At 68.0% G+C, this 16056-nt stretch carries 14 protein-coding genes; 9 read left to right on the top strand and 5 right to left on the bottom strand.

The window, feature by feature from the left end:
- Nucleotides 1–69 precede the first annotated feature (69 nt).
- A complete protein-coding gene (locus tag FXO18_RS09875) occupies nt 70–1077 on the top strand; it encodes a 4-hydroxy-3-methylbut-2-enyl diphosphate reductase (RefSeq protein ID WP_149360952.1) in 1008 nt (335 codons plus the stop codon).
- A gap of 21 nt (nt 1078–1098) precedes the next feature.
- On the opposite strand, the gene FXO18_RS09870 is transcribed toward FXO18_RS09875, so the two are convergent.
- Both FXO18_RS09870 and FXO18_RS09865 read right to left on the bottom strand, forming a co-directional pair.
- Nucleotides 1099–1806, bottom strand: coding sequence for a DUF6542 domain-containing protein (locus FXO18_RS09870; protein ID WP_149360951.1), 708 nt, complete (start codon nt 1804–1806; stop codon nt 1099–1101).
- Nucleotides 1807–1829: 23 nt separating this feature from the next.
- Entirely contained in the window at nt 1830–3020 is a 1191-nt protein-coding gene (locus FXO18_RS09865) for a DNA recombination protein RmuC (protein WP_149360950.1), read from the bottom strand.
- Nucleotides 3021–3098: 78 nt separating this feature from the next.
- On the opposite strand from FXO18_RS09865, the gene FXO18_RS09860 reads away from it, so the two are divergent.
- Together FXO18_RS09860 and FXO18_RS09855 are read left to right on the top strand one after the other, a co-directional pair.
- Nucleotides 3099–4241 (top strand): exonuclease SbcCD subunit D, encoded by a 1143-nt coding sequence (locus tag FXO18_RS09860; protein ID WP_149360949.1) that lies wholly within the window; start codon nt 3099–3101, stop codon nt 4239–4241.
- Nucleotides 4242–4313: 72 nt separating this feature from the next.
- Nucleotides 4314–7343: an AAA family ATPase gene (locus tag FXO18_RS09855; RefSeq protein ID WP_149360948.1), complete on the top strand. Its 3030-nt coding sequence runs from the start codon at nt 4314–4316 to the stop codon at nt 7341–7343.
- Nucleotides 7344–7516: 173 nt separating this feature from the next.
- Here FXO18_RS09855 and FXO18_RS09850 read toward each other — a convergent pair whose 3' ends face one another.
- The gene (locus FXO18_RS09850) at nt 7517–8764 is read right to left on the bottom strand and encodes an AI-2E family transporter (RefSeq protein ID WP_407936459.1); all 1248 of its coding nucleotides are present in this window, start codon (nt 8762–8764) and stop codon (nt 7517–7519) included.
- Between the two features lie 213 nt (nt 8765–8977).
- Here FXO18_RS09850 and FXO18_RS09845 point away from each other — a divergent pair, with 213 nt between their 5' ends.
- The gene (locus FXO18_RS09845) at nt 8978–9421 is read left to right on the top strand and encodes a cupredoxin domain-containing protein (RefSeq protein ID WP_187774293.1); all 444 of its coding nucleotides are present in this window, start codon (nt 8978–8980) and stop codon (nt 9419–9421) included.
- A 96-nt stretch (nt 9422–9517) separates the two neighbouring features.
- A complete protein-coding gene (gene ychF / locus FXO18_RS09840) occupies nt 9518–10597 on the top strand; it encodes a redox-regulated ATPase YchF (RefSeq protein ID WP_149360945.1) in 1080 nt (359 codons plus the stop codon).
- Nucleotides 10598–10600: 3 nt separating this feature from the next.
- Here the strand turns inward: ychF and FXO18_RS09835 are convergent, their stop codons facing one another.
- Entirely contained in the window at nt 10601–11809 is a 1209-nt protein-coding gene (locus FXO18_RS09835) for a N(5)-(carboxyethyl)ornithine synthase (RefSeq protein ID WP_149360944.1), read from the bottom strand.
- 130 nt (nt 11810–11939) lie between these two features.
- Here FXO18_RS09835 and FXO18_RS09830 point away from each other — a divergent pair, with 130 nt between their 5' ends.
- Nucleotides 11940–12596 carry a class I SAM-dependent methyltransferase gene (locus tag FXO18_RS09830; RefSeq protein ID WP_149360943.1) on the top strand — a complete coding sequence of 219 codons (657 nt, stop codon included), beginning with the start codon at nt 11940–11942 and terminating at the stop codon, nt 12594–12596.
- 4 nt (nt 12597–12600) lie between these two features.
- Here FXO18_RS09830 and FXO18_RS09825 read toward each other — a convergent pair whose 3' ends face one another.
- Nucleotides 12601–12945 (bottom strand): VOC family protein, encoded by a 345-nt coding sequence (locus FXO18_RS09825; RefSeq protein ID WP_149360942.1) that lies wholly within the window; start codon nt 12943–12945, stop codon nt 12601–12603.
- 127 nt (nt 12946–13072) lie between these two features.
- Here FXO18_RS09825 and FXO18_RS09820 point away from each other — a divergent pair, with 127 nt between their 5' ends.
- The 3 genes from FXO18_RS09820 to FXO18_RS09810 all read left to right on the top strand — a co-directional run bounded on the left by FXO18_RS09820 (nt 13073) and on the right by FXO18_RS09810 (nt 16033).
- Nucleotides 13073–13333: a PspC domain-containing protein gene (locus FXO18_RS09820; protein ID WP_328593415.1), complete on the top strand. Its 261-nt coding sequence runs from the start codon at nt 13073–13075 to the stop codon at nt 13331–13333.
- A 241-nt stretch (nt 13334–13574) separates the two neighbouring features.
- The gene (locus tag FXO18_RS09815; RefSeq protein WP_149360941.1) at nt 13575–14894 is read left to right on the top strand and encodes a mannosyltransferase; all 1320 of its coding nucleotides are present in this window, start codon (nt 13575–13577) and stop codon (nt 14892–14894) included.
- Nucleotides 14891–16033, top strand: coding sequence for an aminotransferase class V-fold PLP-dependent enzyme (locus FXO18_RS09810; RefSeq protein ID WP_149360940.1), 1143 nt, complete (start codon nt 14891–14893; stop codon nt 16031–16033). The genes FXO18_RS09815 and FXO18_RS09810 overlap by 4 nt, the downstream gene beginning before the upstream one ends.
- Nucleotides 16034–16056: the final 23 nt, after the last annotated feature.

Genomic DNA, 16056 nt, shown 5'->3' with positions numbered 1-16056 from the left:
CGCCGTGTTCTCTAGCAGATCCACTCCGACGTGTCGCGGGAACTTGCGGGCGCACCGTACCCTGGAGGCATGTCGTCGGCAGTGAACATGGGAATTCCCGGGTCCGTCAGCAGCACCGCTTCCGCCGAGCAGGGCAAGCGGATCCTGCTCGCGGAGCCCCGAGGCTACTGCGCCGGGGTTGATCGCGCGGTAGAGACCGTGGAGCAATCGCTCGCCAAGTTCGGCGCCCCGGTGTATGTGCGCAAGCAGATCGTGCACAACAAGCACGTGGTGGAGACGCTGACCGAGCGTGGCGCGGTCTTCGTCGAGGAGGTCGATGAGGTCCCCGAGGGCGCGATCGTTGTCTTCTCGGCCCACGGGGTCGCCCCGACCGTTCATGTCGGTGCCGCGGAACGAAACCTGCATGCGATCGACGCGACCTGCCCGCTGGTCACCAAGGTGCATCAGGAGGCCAAGCGGTTCGCTCGCGATGACTACGACATCCTGCTGATCGGCCACGAGGGGCACGAGGAGGTCGAGGGCACTTCCGGTGAGGCGCCGGACCATGTGCAGCTCGTCGATGGCCCGCATGCCGTTGATGACATCACGGTTCGCGACGAGAACCGGGTCGTGTGGCTGTCGCAGACCACCCTGAGCGTCGACGAGACGATGGAGACCGTCCGGCGACTGCGGGAGAAGTTCCCCAACCTGCAGGATCCGCCGAGCGATGACATCTGCTACGCGACGCAGAACCGGCAGGTCGCCGTGAAGGCGATGGCGCCGGAGTGCGATCTCGTCATCGTGGTGGGCTCGCGCAACTCCTCGAACTCGGTTCGGCTGGTCGAGGTGGCTCTCGACGCTGGCGCGCGCTCGAGCTACCTGGTGGACTACGCCAAGGAGATCGACCCGACGTGGCTGGACGGCGTCCAGACGGTCGGTATCACCTCGGGCGCGTCGGTTCCCGAGATCCTCGTCGAGGGCGTTATCGAGTACCTCGCTGACCATGGCTTCTCCACGGTGCAGCCGGTCACCACCGCCAACGAGACCCTGGTCTTCTCACTGCCGCGCGAGCTGCGCAACGCACGCCGCAACGGCTAGCTCCCATCCCCGGGCCGTGCACTACTGCACGCGTGGGTCGCTGGGACGAGGCCCTGCGCTTCCTGGACCTGCGCTGCCTGTCCCGTCGCTGCGCGGGTCCCGCTGTGGAGACCGTGGCGCAGCGGTGCCGTAGCTACCGCTCGGGTATGCGCTGGAACCACCGCCGTGCTGCCGGGCGGTGCCCGCGCGGGGGGCGCGTGCCGAGGGAGCTCCCGCGCGGGAAGCCCTGGGGTCGGCGCTCCCTGGTCGCTGGCCCATCCCGCCGGGCCGCTGGACCCGCCGCGGTTGCTGCGGCGCGCTGCGTGGGAGGAACAGCCGGATCCCGCCGATCACGACGACGGCCGCTGCCACGAGCAGCATGAGCGGGAACCGCGAGACGAGCGGGATCACGAGATCGAAGATGCGGGTGCGCAGACCGCCAGCGGTCTCCGGCACGATCACCTGGTAGGCGAGCGGCACGGCCACGAACAAAATCAGCGGTGGTTGCACCATCGCGGTGAACAGCGCGCGCTGCTGCACGAGGACGACTGCGGCGACGCATCCGAGGAAGTAGAAGATGCTGAACACCAGCGTGAGCTCGTCGCCGCGCACCGCATCGAGCGCGATCCCGACGATGGTGAGACCGACCGCGATGGCGATCGCTCCCCACCAGGGCACGCCTGAGCGGTGGGGGAGCAGGGAGCGCATCTCGGCGGGGACCGGGTTGGAGAACTGGCGGTTGTCAGGCACTCTCGCACCATACCGGGCCGTGGTCATGGCAGGCGCTCCGCGGGGGCGAGCGCGGCGGGCGTGCCGTCCGAGCGGGTCACGGCACGGGGAACCGTGTCGACGGGGCTCACCGTGGGCGGTTCCGCGGTGAAAGCGGGCAGCTCGTGGAGCTTCCGGGCAGTGACGAGGATGCGGGATTCCATCGACGAGACGGTCGAGTTGAACGCCTCCACGGACTTGCCGAGCTGCCCACCGAGCTGGTCGAGGTGCTTGGCGAGAGTGCCGAGCCGTCCGTAGAGCTCGCTGCCGAGCTGGTGGATGCGCTGCGCGTCCTGCGACAAGGCCTCCTGCTTCCAGGTGTGGGCGATGGTGCGCAGCAGCGCGACGAGCGTGCTGGGGGTGGCGAGCACGACGTTGCGGGCGAACGAGTGCTCGAGCAGCTCGGGGTCGGCGCCGACGGCGGCGTCGAGGAACGGGTCGCCGGGGATGAACAGCACCACGAACTCGGGCGAGGGGTCGAACGCGGCCCAGTAGGACTTGGACGAGAGCTGCCCGATGTGGGCGCGCAGCTGGGCCGCGTGCTTGCGCAGGAGCGCGGTCTGCTCGCTGTCGTCGCGCGCCTCGAGGGCCTCGAGGTAGGCGCTGAGCGGGGCCTTGGCGTCGACCACGATGTTCTTGCCCCCGGCGAGGTGCACCACGAGGTCCGGGCGGACGGCGCGCGTGCCTTCCGGGCCATCGTGCGTCGCGTGCGCCTGGGTGCTGAAGTCGCAATGCTCGGTCATGCCGGAGAGCTCCACCACTCGCTGGAGCTGGATCTCGCCCCACCGGCCCCGCACCTGCGGCGCGCGGAGCGCCTGCACGAGCTGCCCGGTGTGGGTGTTGAGCGTCTGGGAGACCTGCTGCATCCCGGTGACCTGCTCCATGAGTCCCGAGTACGCGGCGATTCGGTTGTGCTCCACGCGCTGCACCTGTTCCGCGAGCGTTCCCACGGCCTCGCGCAGGGGACCAACAATGTGCTGGACCTGCTCGTTCATGGCGCCAGAGTGCCGCTTCGCCGAGTCCTCGCTGGCCGCGGTGAGCGAATCGCGGAGCAGGTGCTCGGAGTCCTTGCGCGCCTGCAGCTGGGCCTCGGCGTAGGCGATGCGCTGCCCGTGGCGGCTGGATTGCAGGAGCCAGCCGATGCCGATCCCCGCGGCGAGGGCGACGAGCAGGGCCAGGAATGTCAACGCGTTCATGGACGCCATCATGGCGGCTGGCTCCGACAGAAACACGGAACGGCGTGTTGTCGGTGTGGTGCTCTATCCTCGGTCGCCATGAGGATCCTGCACACCTCCGACTGGCACATCGGCCGAACGTTCCACGGTGTTGACCTGCGCGCCGACCAGGACGCGGTGCTCGCGGCCATCGCAGGCATCGTCGCTGCCGAGGGCGTCGATGGGGTGGTGGTATCGGGCGATCTCTATGACCGGGCCATGCCCAACGCCGATGCGGTGCGCTTGTGCAACGACGCGTTCGTGCGGATCAGGGACGCAGGTGCCCGGATCATCGCGACGTCGGGCAACCATGATTCCGCGACACGCGTGGGCGCTGCGGCGGAGTTCGCTGCAGCCGGTGGCCTGCACCTGCGCACCCGGGTGGCAGAGATCGATGTGCCCGTGCTGATCGAGGACGAGCATGGCCCGGTGGCGTTCTACGCGATCCCGTACCTCGAGCCGGATGTGGTGCGCGGCGAGCTCGGCATCGCCGAGCGATCCCACGAGGCGGTCCTGGGCGCTGCGATGGCCCGGATCAACGCGGACCGCGAGGAGCGCGCGGCCGGGGCCCGCCTCCGCACGGTGGTCAGCGCGCATGCGTTCGTCACAGGGGCCGTGCCGTCGGAATCCGAGCGCACCATCAGTGTCGGCGGGGTGGAGACCGTGCCGATGTCGGTGTTCGGGGACGTGGACTACGTGGCGCTCGGCCACCTGCACACCCCGCAGGTCCTCGCGCGGGGGATCCGTTACTCCGGCAGCCCGGTGCCCTACTCGTTCGGCGAGCGCAGCGACCGCAAGGCAGTGTGGATCGTCGATCTCGACGCGAACGGCCTCCGCGATGTCACCGAGGTTGCCCTGCCGCTCGCGCGCCCGCTGGGGGAGCTGGCGGGGACCGTGGAGCAGTTGCTGTCGGATCCCGCGCTCGAGGCGTTGACCGGCCACTACTTGTCCGCTGTGCTCACTGATGCGGTGCGTCCCCGCGATCCTATGCGCGTGCTGCGCGAGCGCTTCCCGCACCTTGTCCACCTGCGCTGGGAGAGCCCGGTGCGGGACAAGGAAACAAGCTACCGGCAGCGCGTGCGCGGGGCGAGCGACAAGGAGATCGCGCGGCGCTTCCTCGTCGATGCCTGGCGCGAGCCCACCACGGAGGACCTCGATCTCGTCGAGGACGCATTCCAGGAGGCCCGCGCGGAATCGCCCTAGCGGTGCCCGCGTCCCGTCGGCAGCACCCTGACCCGTCCCCGCACCACCACTCGAGAAAGCCACGGCACCCTCATGCGACTGCACACTTTGACGATCGAGGCATTCGGTCCTTTCGCGGGCACCGAGCGCATCGACTTCGATGAGATCGGTGGCGACGGACTGTTCCTCCTGCATGGGCAGACCGGTGCGGGCAAGACAACGATCCTCGACGCCGTCGCGTTCGCGCTGTTCGGGTCGGCGCCAGGCGCGCGCGGGAGCGGTCACAAGTTCTTGTCCCACCACGCCCCGGAGGACGCCACTCCGCGGGTGACGCTCGACGCGACGATCAAGGGCCGCCGGCTGCGCCTCGTGCGCAGTCCCGAGCATCAGCGCCCGAAGCGCCGGGGCTCCGGTTTCACGACGCAGAACGCCGGGGCAAGCCTGGAGTGGCTCGCGCCAGGCGGCGGCACCGGCACTGGTGAGCACCTCACGCGCATCGATGAGATCGGACGTGCCGTCAGCGACCTTCTCGGCATGAGCAAGGATCAGTTCTTCCAGGTGGTGCTGCTGCCGCAGGGCGAGTTCGCGGAGTTCCTGCGCGCGTCCATCGAGGACCGCGAGAAGCTGCTCGAGAGCCTCTTCGCCACGCACCGCTTCGGTACCGTCGAGAACTGGTTCCGCGATCAGCGCCGCGCCTCCGAGCGTCGCATGCAGGATGCCATCCACAAGATCGAGCTGCAGATCAGTGCTATCAGCACGTCCGCCGACCTCGGTGCCGACGATGATGCCCCGCCAACGAGCAGCGATGACGTGCGTGCCTGGATGGAAACGGTCGAGGCGGTCGTCGCCGCGCGGGCCGAGGCGGCCGAGGCGGCCCGCGCGGAAGCGGCCACCACGTTCGCTGCCGCCGATGCGCAGCGGACCCGAGCGCGGGAGAACGCGCAGCGCCGCGATGCCCTCGCCGAGGCCCGGAAGCAGATCGACGAGCTCGAGCGTGACTCCGCCCGCATCACGGCCCTGGCCGCTGAGCTAGGCGACGCGCAGCGGGCCAGCACCGTCGCCGGCCCGCACGAGAAGCTCGGCGAGCTGCGCGCCCGATTGGCCGAGTCCCGCAGCGCGATGGCGCAGCATGAGCAGGTGCTGCAGGACGTGCCGAGCAGCACGGAGATCGCCAGCCTTATCGAGAGTGGCGACCACGCGCCGGCGCGAGGCCTGCTCGACACGGCGATCGGAGCATGGAACGCCGAGATCGGCAAGCTCACCGGACTTTCCCGCTATGCCACCGAGCTCGACGGTGCCACGACCCGGATCGCGAAGCTCGACCAGGCGATCCAGGACGAGCAGTCGAGCCATGACGCGCTGTCCGCCCGGCTCGACGACATCCCTGCCGAGCGGGACCAGATCGACACGGCGATCGCGGAGGCCGCGACCACGGCCCGCACCGAGGAATCATCGCGGCACGAGCTCGCCTTGCTCGCGGACCGCCGCGACGCCGCGCGCAAGCTGAAGCCGGCGATCGCCGTGCTCGAGGATGCGCGAGCGGAGCACGATGCGGCCCGGGCTCGCTACCTCGATTCCCGCGAGCTTCGTATTCGCTTGCACGCGCAGCGCATCGCGGGGATGGCCAGCGAGCTCGCGCAAAAGCTGAGGCCAGGCGAGCCGTGCATGGTGTGTGGCTCGGCCGAGCATCCAGCCCCTGCCACGCCCGGCCAGGACTCCGTCAGCGATGGCGCCGAGGAGGAAGCCGCGCGGGCGGAGATGACGGACCTCGCCGCCCGGGATGCCCGGCAGGAGGAGGTCCGTATCGCCGAGAGCGAGGTGGCGAGCCTGAGCCAGCGTGCCGGGGACATCGAGCTCGACGAGCTCGAGCGCCAGCTGACGGATGCCGGGAAACTCCACGAGCAGGCCCAGCAGGCTGTCACTGAGCTCGAGCGGCTCCAGCGCCGCCGCACAGAGCTCGACGGTGCCGAGTCGGCATTGCGCGAGAAGCTCGCTGCCTCGCGCACGACGCTCACGTCCATCGCGGAGCAGCATGCATCGCTGCTGCAGCGCGCGCACGAGCTGACCGTGATGCTCGATGAGGCCCGCGGCAGCGATCCGGACCTCCATTCGCGCAGGGAAAGGCTAGAGAAGCTCGCCGCCGTGGCAACGGAGCTGCGCGATGCCATGACGGCCGTGGACAACCTCGAGTCGCGCCTGAGCGAGCAAACCCGCGAATGCGAGCAGGCCGCCCTCGAAGCGGGTTTCCAAGCCGTGGACGAAGCGATCGCCGCGATCCGGGACCCCAGGTGGCAGGAGTCGGCCACGAAGTCGCTGCAGCAGCACCGCGACCAGCACAACCGGGCCCGGGCGGTGCTCGACGACACGGACAACCAGGCGGCAGAGCAGGATCCCCTGGATCTCGCGGCGGCGGAGGAGACCTTCTCGCTCGCCCAGGAAACCAGCGACCGGTCTTCCGCGGACCACGCCCGCGCCTGCCACGCGCGCGACCGCACCGCGAGAAGCATCGTCACGCTCACCACGCTGCTCGACGAGCACGCCGGGCGGCACGAGAAGCATCAGCGGCTCATCAAGCTCACCGAGGTCATCACCGGCACCGGTGAGAACACGCGCAGCATGTCACTGCGCTCCTACGTTCTCGCGGCCCGCCTCGAGGAGGTCGCCGAATCCGCTTCGCAGCGGCTGCGCATCATGACCGCGGGCCGCTACGAGTTCCAGCATTCCGACAGCAGCGGGCGTCACGGCAAGCGAGGCGGGCTCGGCCTCGATATCCGCGACGACTACACCGGCACCCTCCGGCCCGTGAACAGCCTCTCCGGCGGCGAGACGTTCATGGCGTCGCTGTCGCTCGCGCTCGGCCTCGCCGACGTCGTCGCCGCGGAATCCGGCGGCGCCATTCTCGACACACTCTTCATCGACGAAGGGTTCGGCACCCTCGACGCCGATACGCTCGATGCAGTGATGAGCGTGCTCGACGAGCTGCGCGCGGGCGGTCGTGTCGTCGGCATCGTCAGCCACGTCGACGAGATGCGGCAGCGGATACCCTCGCGCATCCATGTTCGCAGAGGACGCGACGGTTCCTCGATCCACACCACAGCCCCCGGGGGCGACGGTTCCCGCTGATCCTCACCAGTGACAGGGAGCGGCTACCTAAGTTGCTGGGTGGCGGCGTTGCTAGGTAGCTGGAGGGGCGCCGCGCTAGGGTGCCTACCCCGCCGGTGAGTGTGCGAAAAGCGACAGTCGCCGTCGAGAATGCTGTCGTTTCCCGCACACTCGCGGCCTGGCGCGCGGCCCCGCTAGGTCTCGGATGCGGGGCCAAGCTCCGCCGAGGGCTTCTCCGCGAGTTCCTCTGTCAGCTCCCCGTCGTCCCAGATCTCGCCGCCGTTGCTCTTGATCGTCACCACCTCGTCGACGTAGCGCACCAGCACCGCGACCATCGCGGCCACCGGCACAGCGAGGAACGCACCGATGATGCCGAACAGCGTGGAGCCTGCCGTCACCGAGAGGAGCACGATCACCGGATGCAGGTTCATGCTGCGGCTCTGCAGCACAGGCTGCAGCACGTTCCCCTCGAGCTGCTGCACCAGAATGATGATGCCCAGCAGGATCAACGCGGTTATCCAGCCATTCGCCACCAGCGCCACCAGCACAGCGAGGGCACCCGCGACGAACGCACCAACGATCGGGATGAAGCCGGCGACGAACGTGATGATGACCAGCGGTCCCGCGAGGGGAACACCGAGGATCACCAGGCCGAGGCCGATGAAGGCGGCATCAACGAAACTGACGATCGCCTGCGTGCGGATGAAGCCGCTGAGGGTACGCCACTGCCGGAACAGGACCTCCTCGACGTGGCGAGCGGCGGGCGAGCCGGTGACCCGGCCCATCCACGGCAGGAAGCCCGGCCCATCCTTGATGAAGAAGAACGACAGCACCAGCGTCAGCACCAGCGTGATCATCACCGACGTCACCGCGCCCACACCGGTGAATACCCCGGAGGCGATGGCGCTGGACGAATCCTGGATGCCCGTGACAACGGTATTGATGTACTCCGCGAACTGCTCCTCGCGGATATTGAGCGGGGGACCCTGCAACCAAGCCTGGATCTCCCGCACACCGCCGGATGCCTGGTTCGCCAGCTCCGGCGCCTGGCTGACCACGGACGGCACGACGAGTGCGATCACGCCACCGAACGCGCCGATGGCCAGCAGCATCGTCACGAGCGCGGCCAGTGCGGGGGGCAGGTAGGCGCGGCGCAGCAGCGCGGTGATCGGCCACAGCACCGTGGTGATGATCAAGGCCAGCGAGATCGGCAGGATGATCACCCAGAACTCGCCGACGATCCAGCCGAGCACCCATGCCGCCGCTGCGATCAGGACGATGCGCAGGCTCCAGGTGGCGAGCCAGCCGCCACCAATGCCGATCAGCGTGCCCCGGTCCGGCGGGCCCTCCGTCGTCGTCTCGCGAGCAGGTTCGTGCGCCGTCAACGCAGTCTCGAGCGCGCGCTCGCGCTCGGCGCGTTCTGGCCGGTCCTGTGCAGTCACCTCAAGCCCCATCTGGTGTGAGCGGATAGATCAAGTCGATGTTGTCACCATGCTGGCCCGTCGGCCACTGCTGCGGCGACGTTTTGACGCGCATCACCCTTATTGATGCATGAAAAGCCCGTGGCACGGGACATACCCGGCAATCAGCACTAGGCTCGGGATTCGAGGACCGGGCACAGAGCGCCGGTGCGACCGATGCAGCCGGAGGAAGACATGGCACGACGGATTCTAGGGACTCGCGCAACGATCGCGGCGAGCAGCGCGCTGCTCATCGCCAGTGGGCTCGTCGCGTGCGGCAGCGACACCGACGACGCGGCGCCACAGGGAGCGTATGGCGCGCCCGCTACGGAGCAGGCCGAGGAAACCACCGCCGGGACCGAGGACGGACAGGCCACCGAAGCCACCGAGGTCCGGGTCTCGGGCTTCGAGTTCACCCCTTCCAGCGTGACCGTATCCGTCGGGGACACCGTCACCTGGGTCTTCGACGACGGGCAGATCCCGCACAACGTCGTCAGCCGCGACTCCTCGCCCGAGGAGTTCCGCAGCCCCACCATTCGCGAGGACTCCTGGTCGTTCACGTTCAGCGAGCCAGGCGAGTACAGCTACTTCTGCTCCATCCACCCACAGATGACCGGCACCGTCATCGTCGAGGAGTGACCGTCGACCGCGCAGCACGCGCGGGGCCGGGCTGCGGCACGCGCGGGACTAGGCCGAATAGGACTGTGACGGAGTAGTCCGTACACTGATCTAGCTGTGAGCCTAACCCTCGGAATCGTCGGCCTCCCCAATGTGGGCAAGTCCACCCTCTTCAACGCCCTGACCAAGAACGATGTCGTCGCCGCGAACTATCCCTTCGCGACGATCGAGCCCAACGTGGGCGTCGTCGAGCTGCCAGACCCGCGCCTCGACAAGCTCGCGGAGATCTTCGGATCCCAGCGCATCCTGCCTGCCACCGTGTCGTTCGTCGACATCGCCGGCATCGTCAAGGGCGCCAGCGAAGGTGCCGGGCTCGGCAACAAGTTCCTCGCCAACATCCGCGAGGCCGACGCCATCTGCCAGGTCGTCCGTGTGTTCACCGACGGCGACGTCGTGCACGTCGACGGTCGCGTTGATCCGCTCGCCGACATCGAGGTCATTGAGACCGAGCTGATCCTCGCCGACCTGCAGACCCTCGAGAAGGCTGTCCCGCGCATCGAGAAGGAAGCCAAGAACAACAAGGACCGCCGCCCCCTCGCCGAGGCAGCCAAGGAAGCCCAGGAGCTCCTCGACAGCGGCAAGACCCTCTTCTCGCAGAAGGACAGCATCGACCTGCCGCTGCTGCGCGAGCTCCAGCTGCTCACCACCAAGCCATTCCTGTACGTCTTCAACGCCGACGAAGGCGTGCTCACCGACGAGGACCGCAAGAACGAGCTCCGCGCCTCCGTGGCCCCCGCCGAAGCCGTGTTCCTCGACGCCAAGGTCGAATCCGACCTCCAGGAGCTCGACGAGGAATCCGCCATGGAACTCCTCGAGACCATCGGCCAGACCGAACCAGGCCTGCACTCCCTCGCCCGCGCCGGATTCCAGACCCTCGGCCTGCAGACCTACCTCACCGCCGGGCCAAAGGAAGCACGTGCGTGGACCATCCACCGCGGCGACACCGCGCCCAAGGCCGCCGGCGTCATCCACACCGACTTCGAGCGTGGCTTCATCAAGGCCGAGATCGTCTCCTTCGACGACCTCGTCGCCGCGGGGTCCATGGCTGCCGCCAAGTCCGCTGGCAAGGTGCGCATGGAAGGCAAGGAATACATCATGGCCGACGGGGACGTCGTGGACTTTAGGTTCAACGTCTAAGCGTCAAGCAATCCGCACATGCGGATAGTCCGCCTCGCGCCCCTGGAAGCTCAGGATGCTCGGGTTGTTGATTACGCCGCTACGGATCTCGATCGCGCGGGAGATGGTGAGGCTCTTCTCCCATGCGGCGGGGCCGTCCATGACTGTGCGCATGAAAGGTAGCAGTGCTTCGCTGATCTCCCAGGTGGCTGAGTTCCACAGGTAGGAGGGGCTGTGGTCGACGGCGTAGTAGTGGACGCCTTCACCGACGGTGAACATGGGGTCGTCGAACCCGGTGGGCTTGGCCCATTCGAAGCCCATTCCCGCGTCGCACGAGACGTCGATGATCAGGCTGCCGGTGGCGAACCCCTTCAGGTCCTCGGTCCGCAGGTAGGTCAGGGGTGCGGCGACATCCTGGAGGGTGCAGTTGACGACGATGTCGTGCGAGGCGAGGAACTCCGGGAGCAGGACGTTACCGTTGTCCGTGAGCACCTCGCTGAGGTGGACCTCGCCGTCACCAGTGTTGAGCTGGGCCATGTGGGCGCCGTGGATGGGGGAGCCGACGGCCGTGATGTCGCGCTGGGTGAGAACTTGGATGTCGTGGACGCCCTGCGCGTTGAGCGCTGTGACGGCTCCTCGTGCTGTGGCGCCGAATCCGATGACGACCGCGCTGAGGCGGGGGCCGTAGCAGCCCGTCGATCCGATGAGTCGTAGTGCATCGAGTACCGAGCAGTAGCCGGCGAGCTCGTTGTTCTTGTGGAATACGTGCAGGCTGAATTCACCGCGGCGGTTCCAGTGCTGCATTGCCTCGAAGGCGATCAAGGTGAGCCGACGGTCGATCGCTGTCTGCGTCAGCCCGGGGTCCTGGACGCAGTGCGGCCATCCCCACAGCACCTTGCCCTCGGGGATCACGGATACGTCGGCTGCCTGGGGCTTCGGTAGCAGCAGCACATCAGCCGTCTCGATCACTTCTGCGCGATCCGCGACCTTGCCGACCCGTGATTCGATGTATCCGGGCTCGAGCTGGAAGCCAGATCCGTAGCCACGCTCGACGATCATCCGCGCGCGGAGGTCCGGGTCGATCCGGTCGAGGTGATGGGGGTGGATCGGCAGCCGTCGCTCGTTCTCCATCGAGGACTCCGCGACCAGGCCGAGGGTGAGAAGAGTGCTGGTCGGCGAGGTGGGGATAGGGGAAGTGGGTAGAGCGGCGCCGGGAATAGGGGCTCCCATCATTGGGGAACCAGGGGTAGTTCCAGGCACGACCCTACGCGAATGCTGCCCGGCCAGGTGCCACGGCAGCCCTGACCGTTGACGGGCCGGCCCAGACGAGCGAGGCTGGGGATGTGAAGAGCCGAGGGTTGTGATGGGAGGCGCGAGCGAGCCGTCCCCGTGGCTAGCGGAGACCCGATCCTCGTATGACACCGATGCCGCCGGGTACGCGGAGAAGGTAGACGGCCTCCTCGGCAAGCATCCGCACTTGCGGGCGCATCTGGATGTGTTCGCGGAGCTTGTGCGGAGCAGCGGTGGCGGCCCGGTGGCTGATGTGGGTTGTGGTCCCGGATATGTCACGCGGTATCTGCACGATGTGGGCATCGACGCGTTCGGGATCGATCTCTCGCCGGAAATGGTCGCGATCGCCCGGCGTGCCCACCCGGATCTGCGCTTCGAGACGGGCACGATGACGAGCCTCGACCTGGACGACGACTCGGTGGCCGCCATCGTCGCGTTCTGGTCCACCATCCACATTCCCGACGACGCCATGCCCGGAGTGATCGCGGAGTTCGATCGAGTCCTGCGGCACGGAGGCATTGTCCTCATTGGTTTCCATGTCGGCGACGGGATTCAGCACGCCTCGACGGGGTACACGGGCGAGCCGATCAGTGTGGATACCCACCTCCGGCAGGTGAGCACGATGTCGGGCTGGTTGCGCGACTCCGGGTTCCGCATCGAGTCGGAGTCCGTCTTCCGGCCCTACGAGGACTCTCCGGGCGCGATAGTGCTCGCTCGGAGCAAGGGGTGAGCGTTCATGTGTGCGTTCCAACATTGACGACCCGACCGGACGAGTCGCGGTAGAAGAACCGGGTGACACCCCATTCCTCGACGGTCAGCGGATGCACGATCTCGGCCGCGGCGGTGAGCGCGGAATCATAGGCGGCGTCCACGTCGTCGACGAATATCGAGACGTCGGGGTTGACTGGCGCGGTGGCGTCCTGGGTCAGCAGGCTCAGCTGATGCCCGGAGTCGTCAGCGAGCGTGACGATCCATCCGTGATCCATCACCACTGCGAGGCCGAGGATCTCGGTGTGCTCCCGGACGGCCCGGGGGAGATCCGCAACGGTCAGGTTGGGCACGATCCGTTCGATCCTCATGGGCACGAGTAGACCAACCAGGTCGCGTTGTGTCCAGGGTTGAAGTCCTTTTCCGGGTAGCACTCGGGGTTTCACCCGATGCGCGGGCACGCCGGGTATCCGTAGCGTTGTTGGCATGGATAGGGGCGTGGCGGGTGCCGCGCTGTTCCCGAGCAATGGAGGTCGTGCCATGACGATGCAGAGCCAGTTGAGGCGTACCCGGGATGGTCGCTGGATGGGTGGAGTGTGCGCGGGCATCGCGAAGCAGTACGGGTGGGATGTGAACCTGGTGCGCCTGGTGTTCGTGCTGGTGTCGTTGCTGGGGACGCTGGGGATCGGTGTGCTGGTGTATCTGGTGATGTGGGCGATGATCCCGCTGGAGGATTCGTCGGCAACGCCGCGCTGGTAGCTGAGTGACTCCGTGAGGCTGCTGTGAAGTCACTGAGAATGCTCCCTCGGGCGGGCTGATGCCGGGGGATCGGTCGTAGAGTCGGTATCGCGCCCCCGCACAGACGTGTTTTTCTCCTTGGTCTCGGACTCTGCGGGGGCGTCCATCATGTCCGGGCGTTGACCGCGCACGCGTGCCCTGTGTACGAGCGGGCGTTTCCCGGGCGGCCGGATGGCACAGTCTTCGCTATCGTGGTGGATCGATGCGCGGCCCGCCACAAGGTCCGCGTGATGCAGCGAGACAGCGAGGACGCGTAGTGGACGGCAGTGCCCTGTCGGTCAGCCCCAGCCAGGGAGAGCCAGCACCGCGAGTGGCAGCGCCTCGTGCGTCAGATCCGCCGCTCTCGCGCCTGCTGAGGTGGGCGCCACTTGTGCTTGCCATAGCGCTCGCGGCACGCCTGCTGTGGACGGCGCTCGTGCCGAACGCCACGAACTTCCTCGATCTGCATGTGTATGTCGATGGGGCGGCGCGGATCACCGCGGGCGATCTCTACGCGTTCCGGTACGCGACCAACACGCCCGAGTTTCCTCTGCCATTCACCTACCCGCCGTTCGCGGCGCTGGTGTTCTTCCCACTGAGCGCGTTGCCGTTCACCCTGGTGGCGTTGCTCTGGCAGGTGGGGATCGCTGCGGCGCTGTATGCGGTCGTGCGGTTGTGCCAGCGCATGCTCGGTGCCGCGAGCCGTGTGGGCAGCCGCCGTGAGGCGATGCTGTGGACAGGCGTCGGCCTGTGGACCGAGCCGGTGCGCACGACTCTCGACTATGGCCAGGTCAATGTCTATCTGGTGCTGCTGGTCCTGGTGGCGGCGAGCACGTCGCGGTGGTGGCTGGGCGGGGCACTCGTGGGCATCGCGGCCGGCATCAAGCTGACCCCGGCGATCACGGGCCTGTTCTTCCTCGCGCGGCGACGCTTCGGGGCCGCGGCGTTCTCGGCGGTGGTGTTCTTCCTGACGGTGGGCGTCTCGTGGCTGGTGATCCGGGACGAGACGCGCGAGTACATCGGCTCCTACTTCGGTGACGCTGATCGGATCGGTCCGACCGGATCGGTGTGGAACCAGTCCTTGTTCGGCGCCGCGCACCGCTTCGGCCTGCCGGAGAACACGGCCCGCATCGTGTGGCTCGTCGCGGTCGTGCTGGTGTGCGTGCTTGCCTGGGCGGCGTGGCGTTCCCTGCCGCGCCATGATGTGCTGGGCACGTTGCTGGTCGTTCAGATTCTGGGCCTGCTGGTCTCGCCGGTGTCGTGGTCGCATCACTGGGTGTGGGTGATCCCGCTGCTGCTGTGGCTTCTCCGGGGCCCGTTCGCGGCGATGCCAGGGGCACGTGTCCTCGCGGCCGCGTGGGCAGTGGCGGTGCTGGTGGGCGTGCCGTGGGTGCTGAGCTTCTTCCAGCCCACGATCTGGGAGGTCGTCGAGCCCGCGCCGCTCGCCTGGATCGCGCTGGTCTACGTCGCGGGAGCAGTCGCCGTGCTCGCCTGGATGGTGTGGTGCGGGCGGGCGCGCCGCTCGCTAGTGTCTGCGCCATGAGCGCTGTGCAACTGCCGCATCCCGAGCTTGCTGCTGCCTACGCCGCCGCGCGCGAGAGCCCAGGCGCGACGGGTGCCTGCCATCTCGATAGTGCCGCAGCGGGCCGCATGAGCCGCGCGGTGCGCGCAGCGATCCGCGACCATCTCGATCTCGAGGCACGCGTGGGCGGCTATGTGGCGCACGAGCAGGTGAGCGAGCGAATCGATGGTGGTCGCCGTGCCATCGCCGAGCTGTGCGGCGGGCAGCCTGATGGCGTCGCTTTCACGGAGAGCGCGACCGCAGCCCTTCGTGCCATGCTGCTCGCGATGCGGCTGCCTGCGGGATCGAAGGTGGCGGTGCTGCCGTGCGAGTTCGGCCCCAACCTGCGCGAGCTCCGCGCCTTCGGGCTCGAACCGATCACCGTGCATCCGTTCACCGAAACAGGCCAGCTCGACCTGGTGAGTGCGGCCGAGCAGCTCGATCAGTACCCTCCGGCGCTGCTGCACCTGTGCTATCTCGGCTCGCACCGGGGCATCGTGCAACCCGTGCGGGAGCTCGCGAGAATGGGGCGGGAACGCGGCATACCAGTGCTCGTGGACGCCGCGCAAGGATTCGGGCATCTCGATTGCTGCGTCGACGCTGACGCCATCTATGGGACGAGCCGCAAGTGGTTATGCGGACCTCGTGGGGTTGGCTTCGCCATGCTGCGCGACGGCTTCCTCGGCGACGGCCTCCCTGGGGGCGGCGCGGTGCTGGTGGAATCGCAGGAGGCGTACATTGCGGGCCGGGTGGGTCTCGCGGTGGCGCTCGAGGAGCACATGCCGCTCGGGCCACAGAAGGTGCGGGAGCGTTTGCACGCGATCGGACAGCTCGCCCGCGGATTCCTTGCCGGCCGGGGCGGGTGGCGGGTGGTCGAGCCTGAAGCTGAGCCGTCCGCGCTGACCACGCTGCGCCCTCCCTCAGGTTTTCGTGACGAGGACGTGGCAGCGTTGCGGAAGCACCTACTGGGCATGTCCCCGGCCATCGTGACGACTTACGCGGGGCCCGAGCGAGGCCCGCTGGAAGCCACGGCTGGCGTACTGCGCGTGAGCCCGCACCTCGACGTCACCGCGGATGCTCTCGAGCAGCTCGCTGGCATCCTCGATACGTGGCGCCCGTAGTCCAGGGTTTGGTGCGCGGGCCG

The organism is Lolliginicoccus suaedae (assembly GCF_008312885.1).
Lineage (GTDB): Bacteria > Actinomycetota > Actinomycetes > Mycobacteriales > Mycobacteriaceae > Lolliginicoccus > Lolliginicoccus suaedae.
This window is presented reverse-complemented; position numbering and strand designations above follow the sequence as displayed.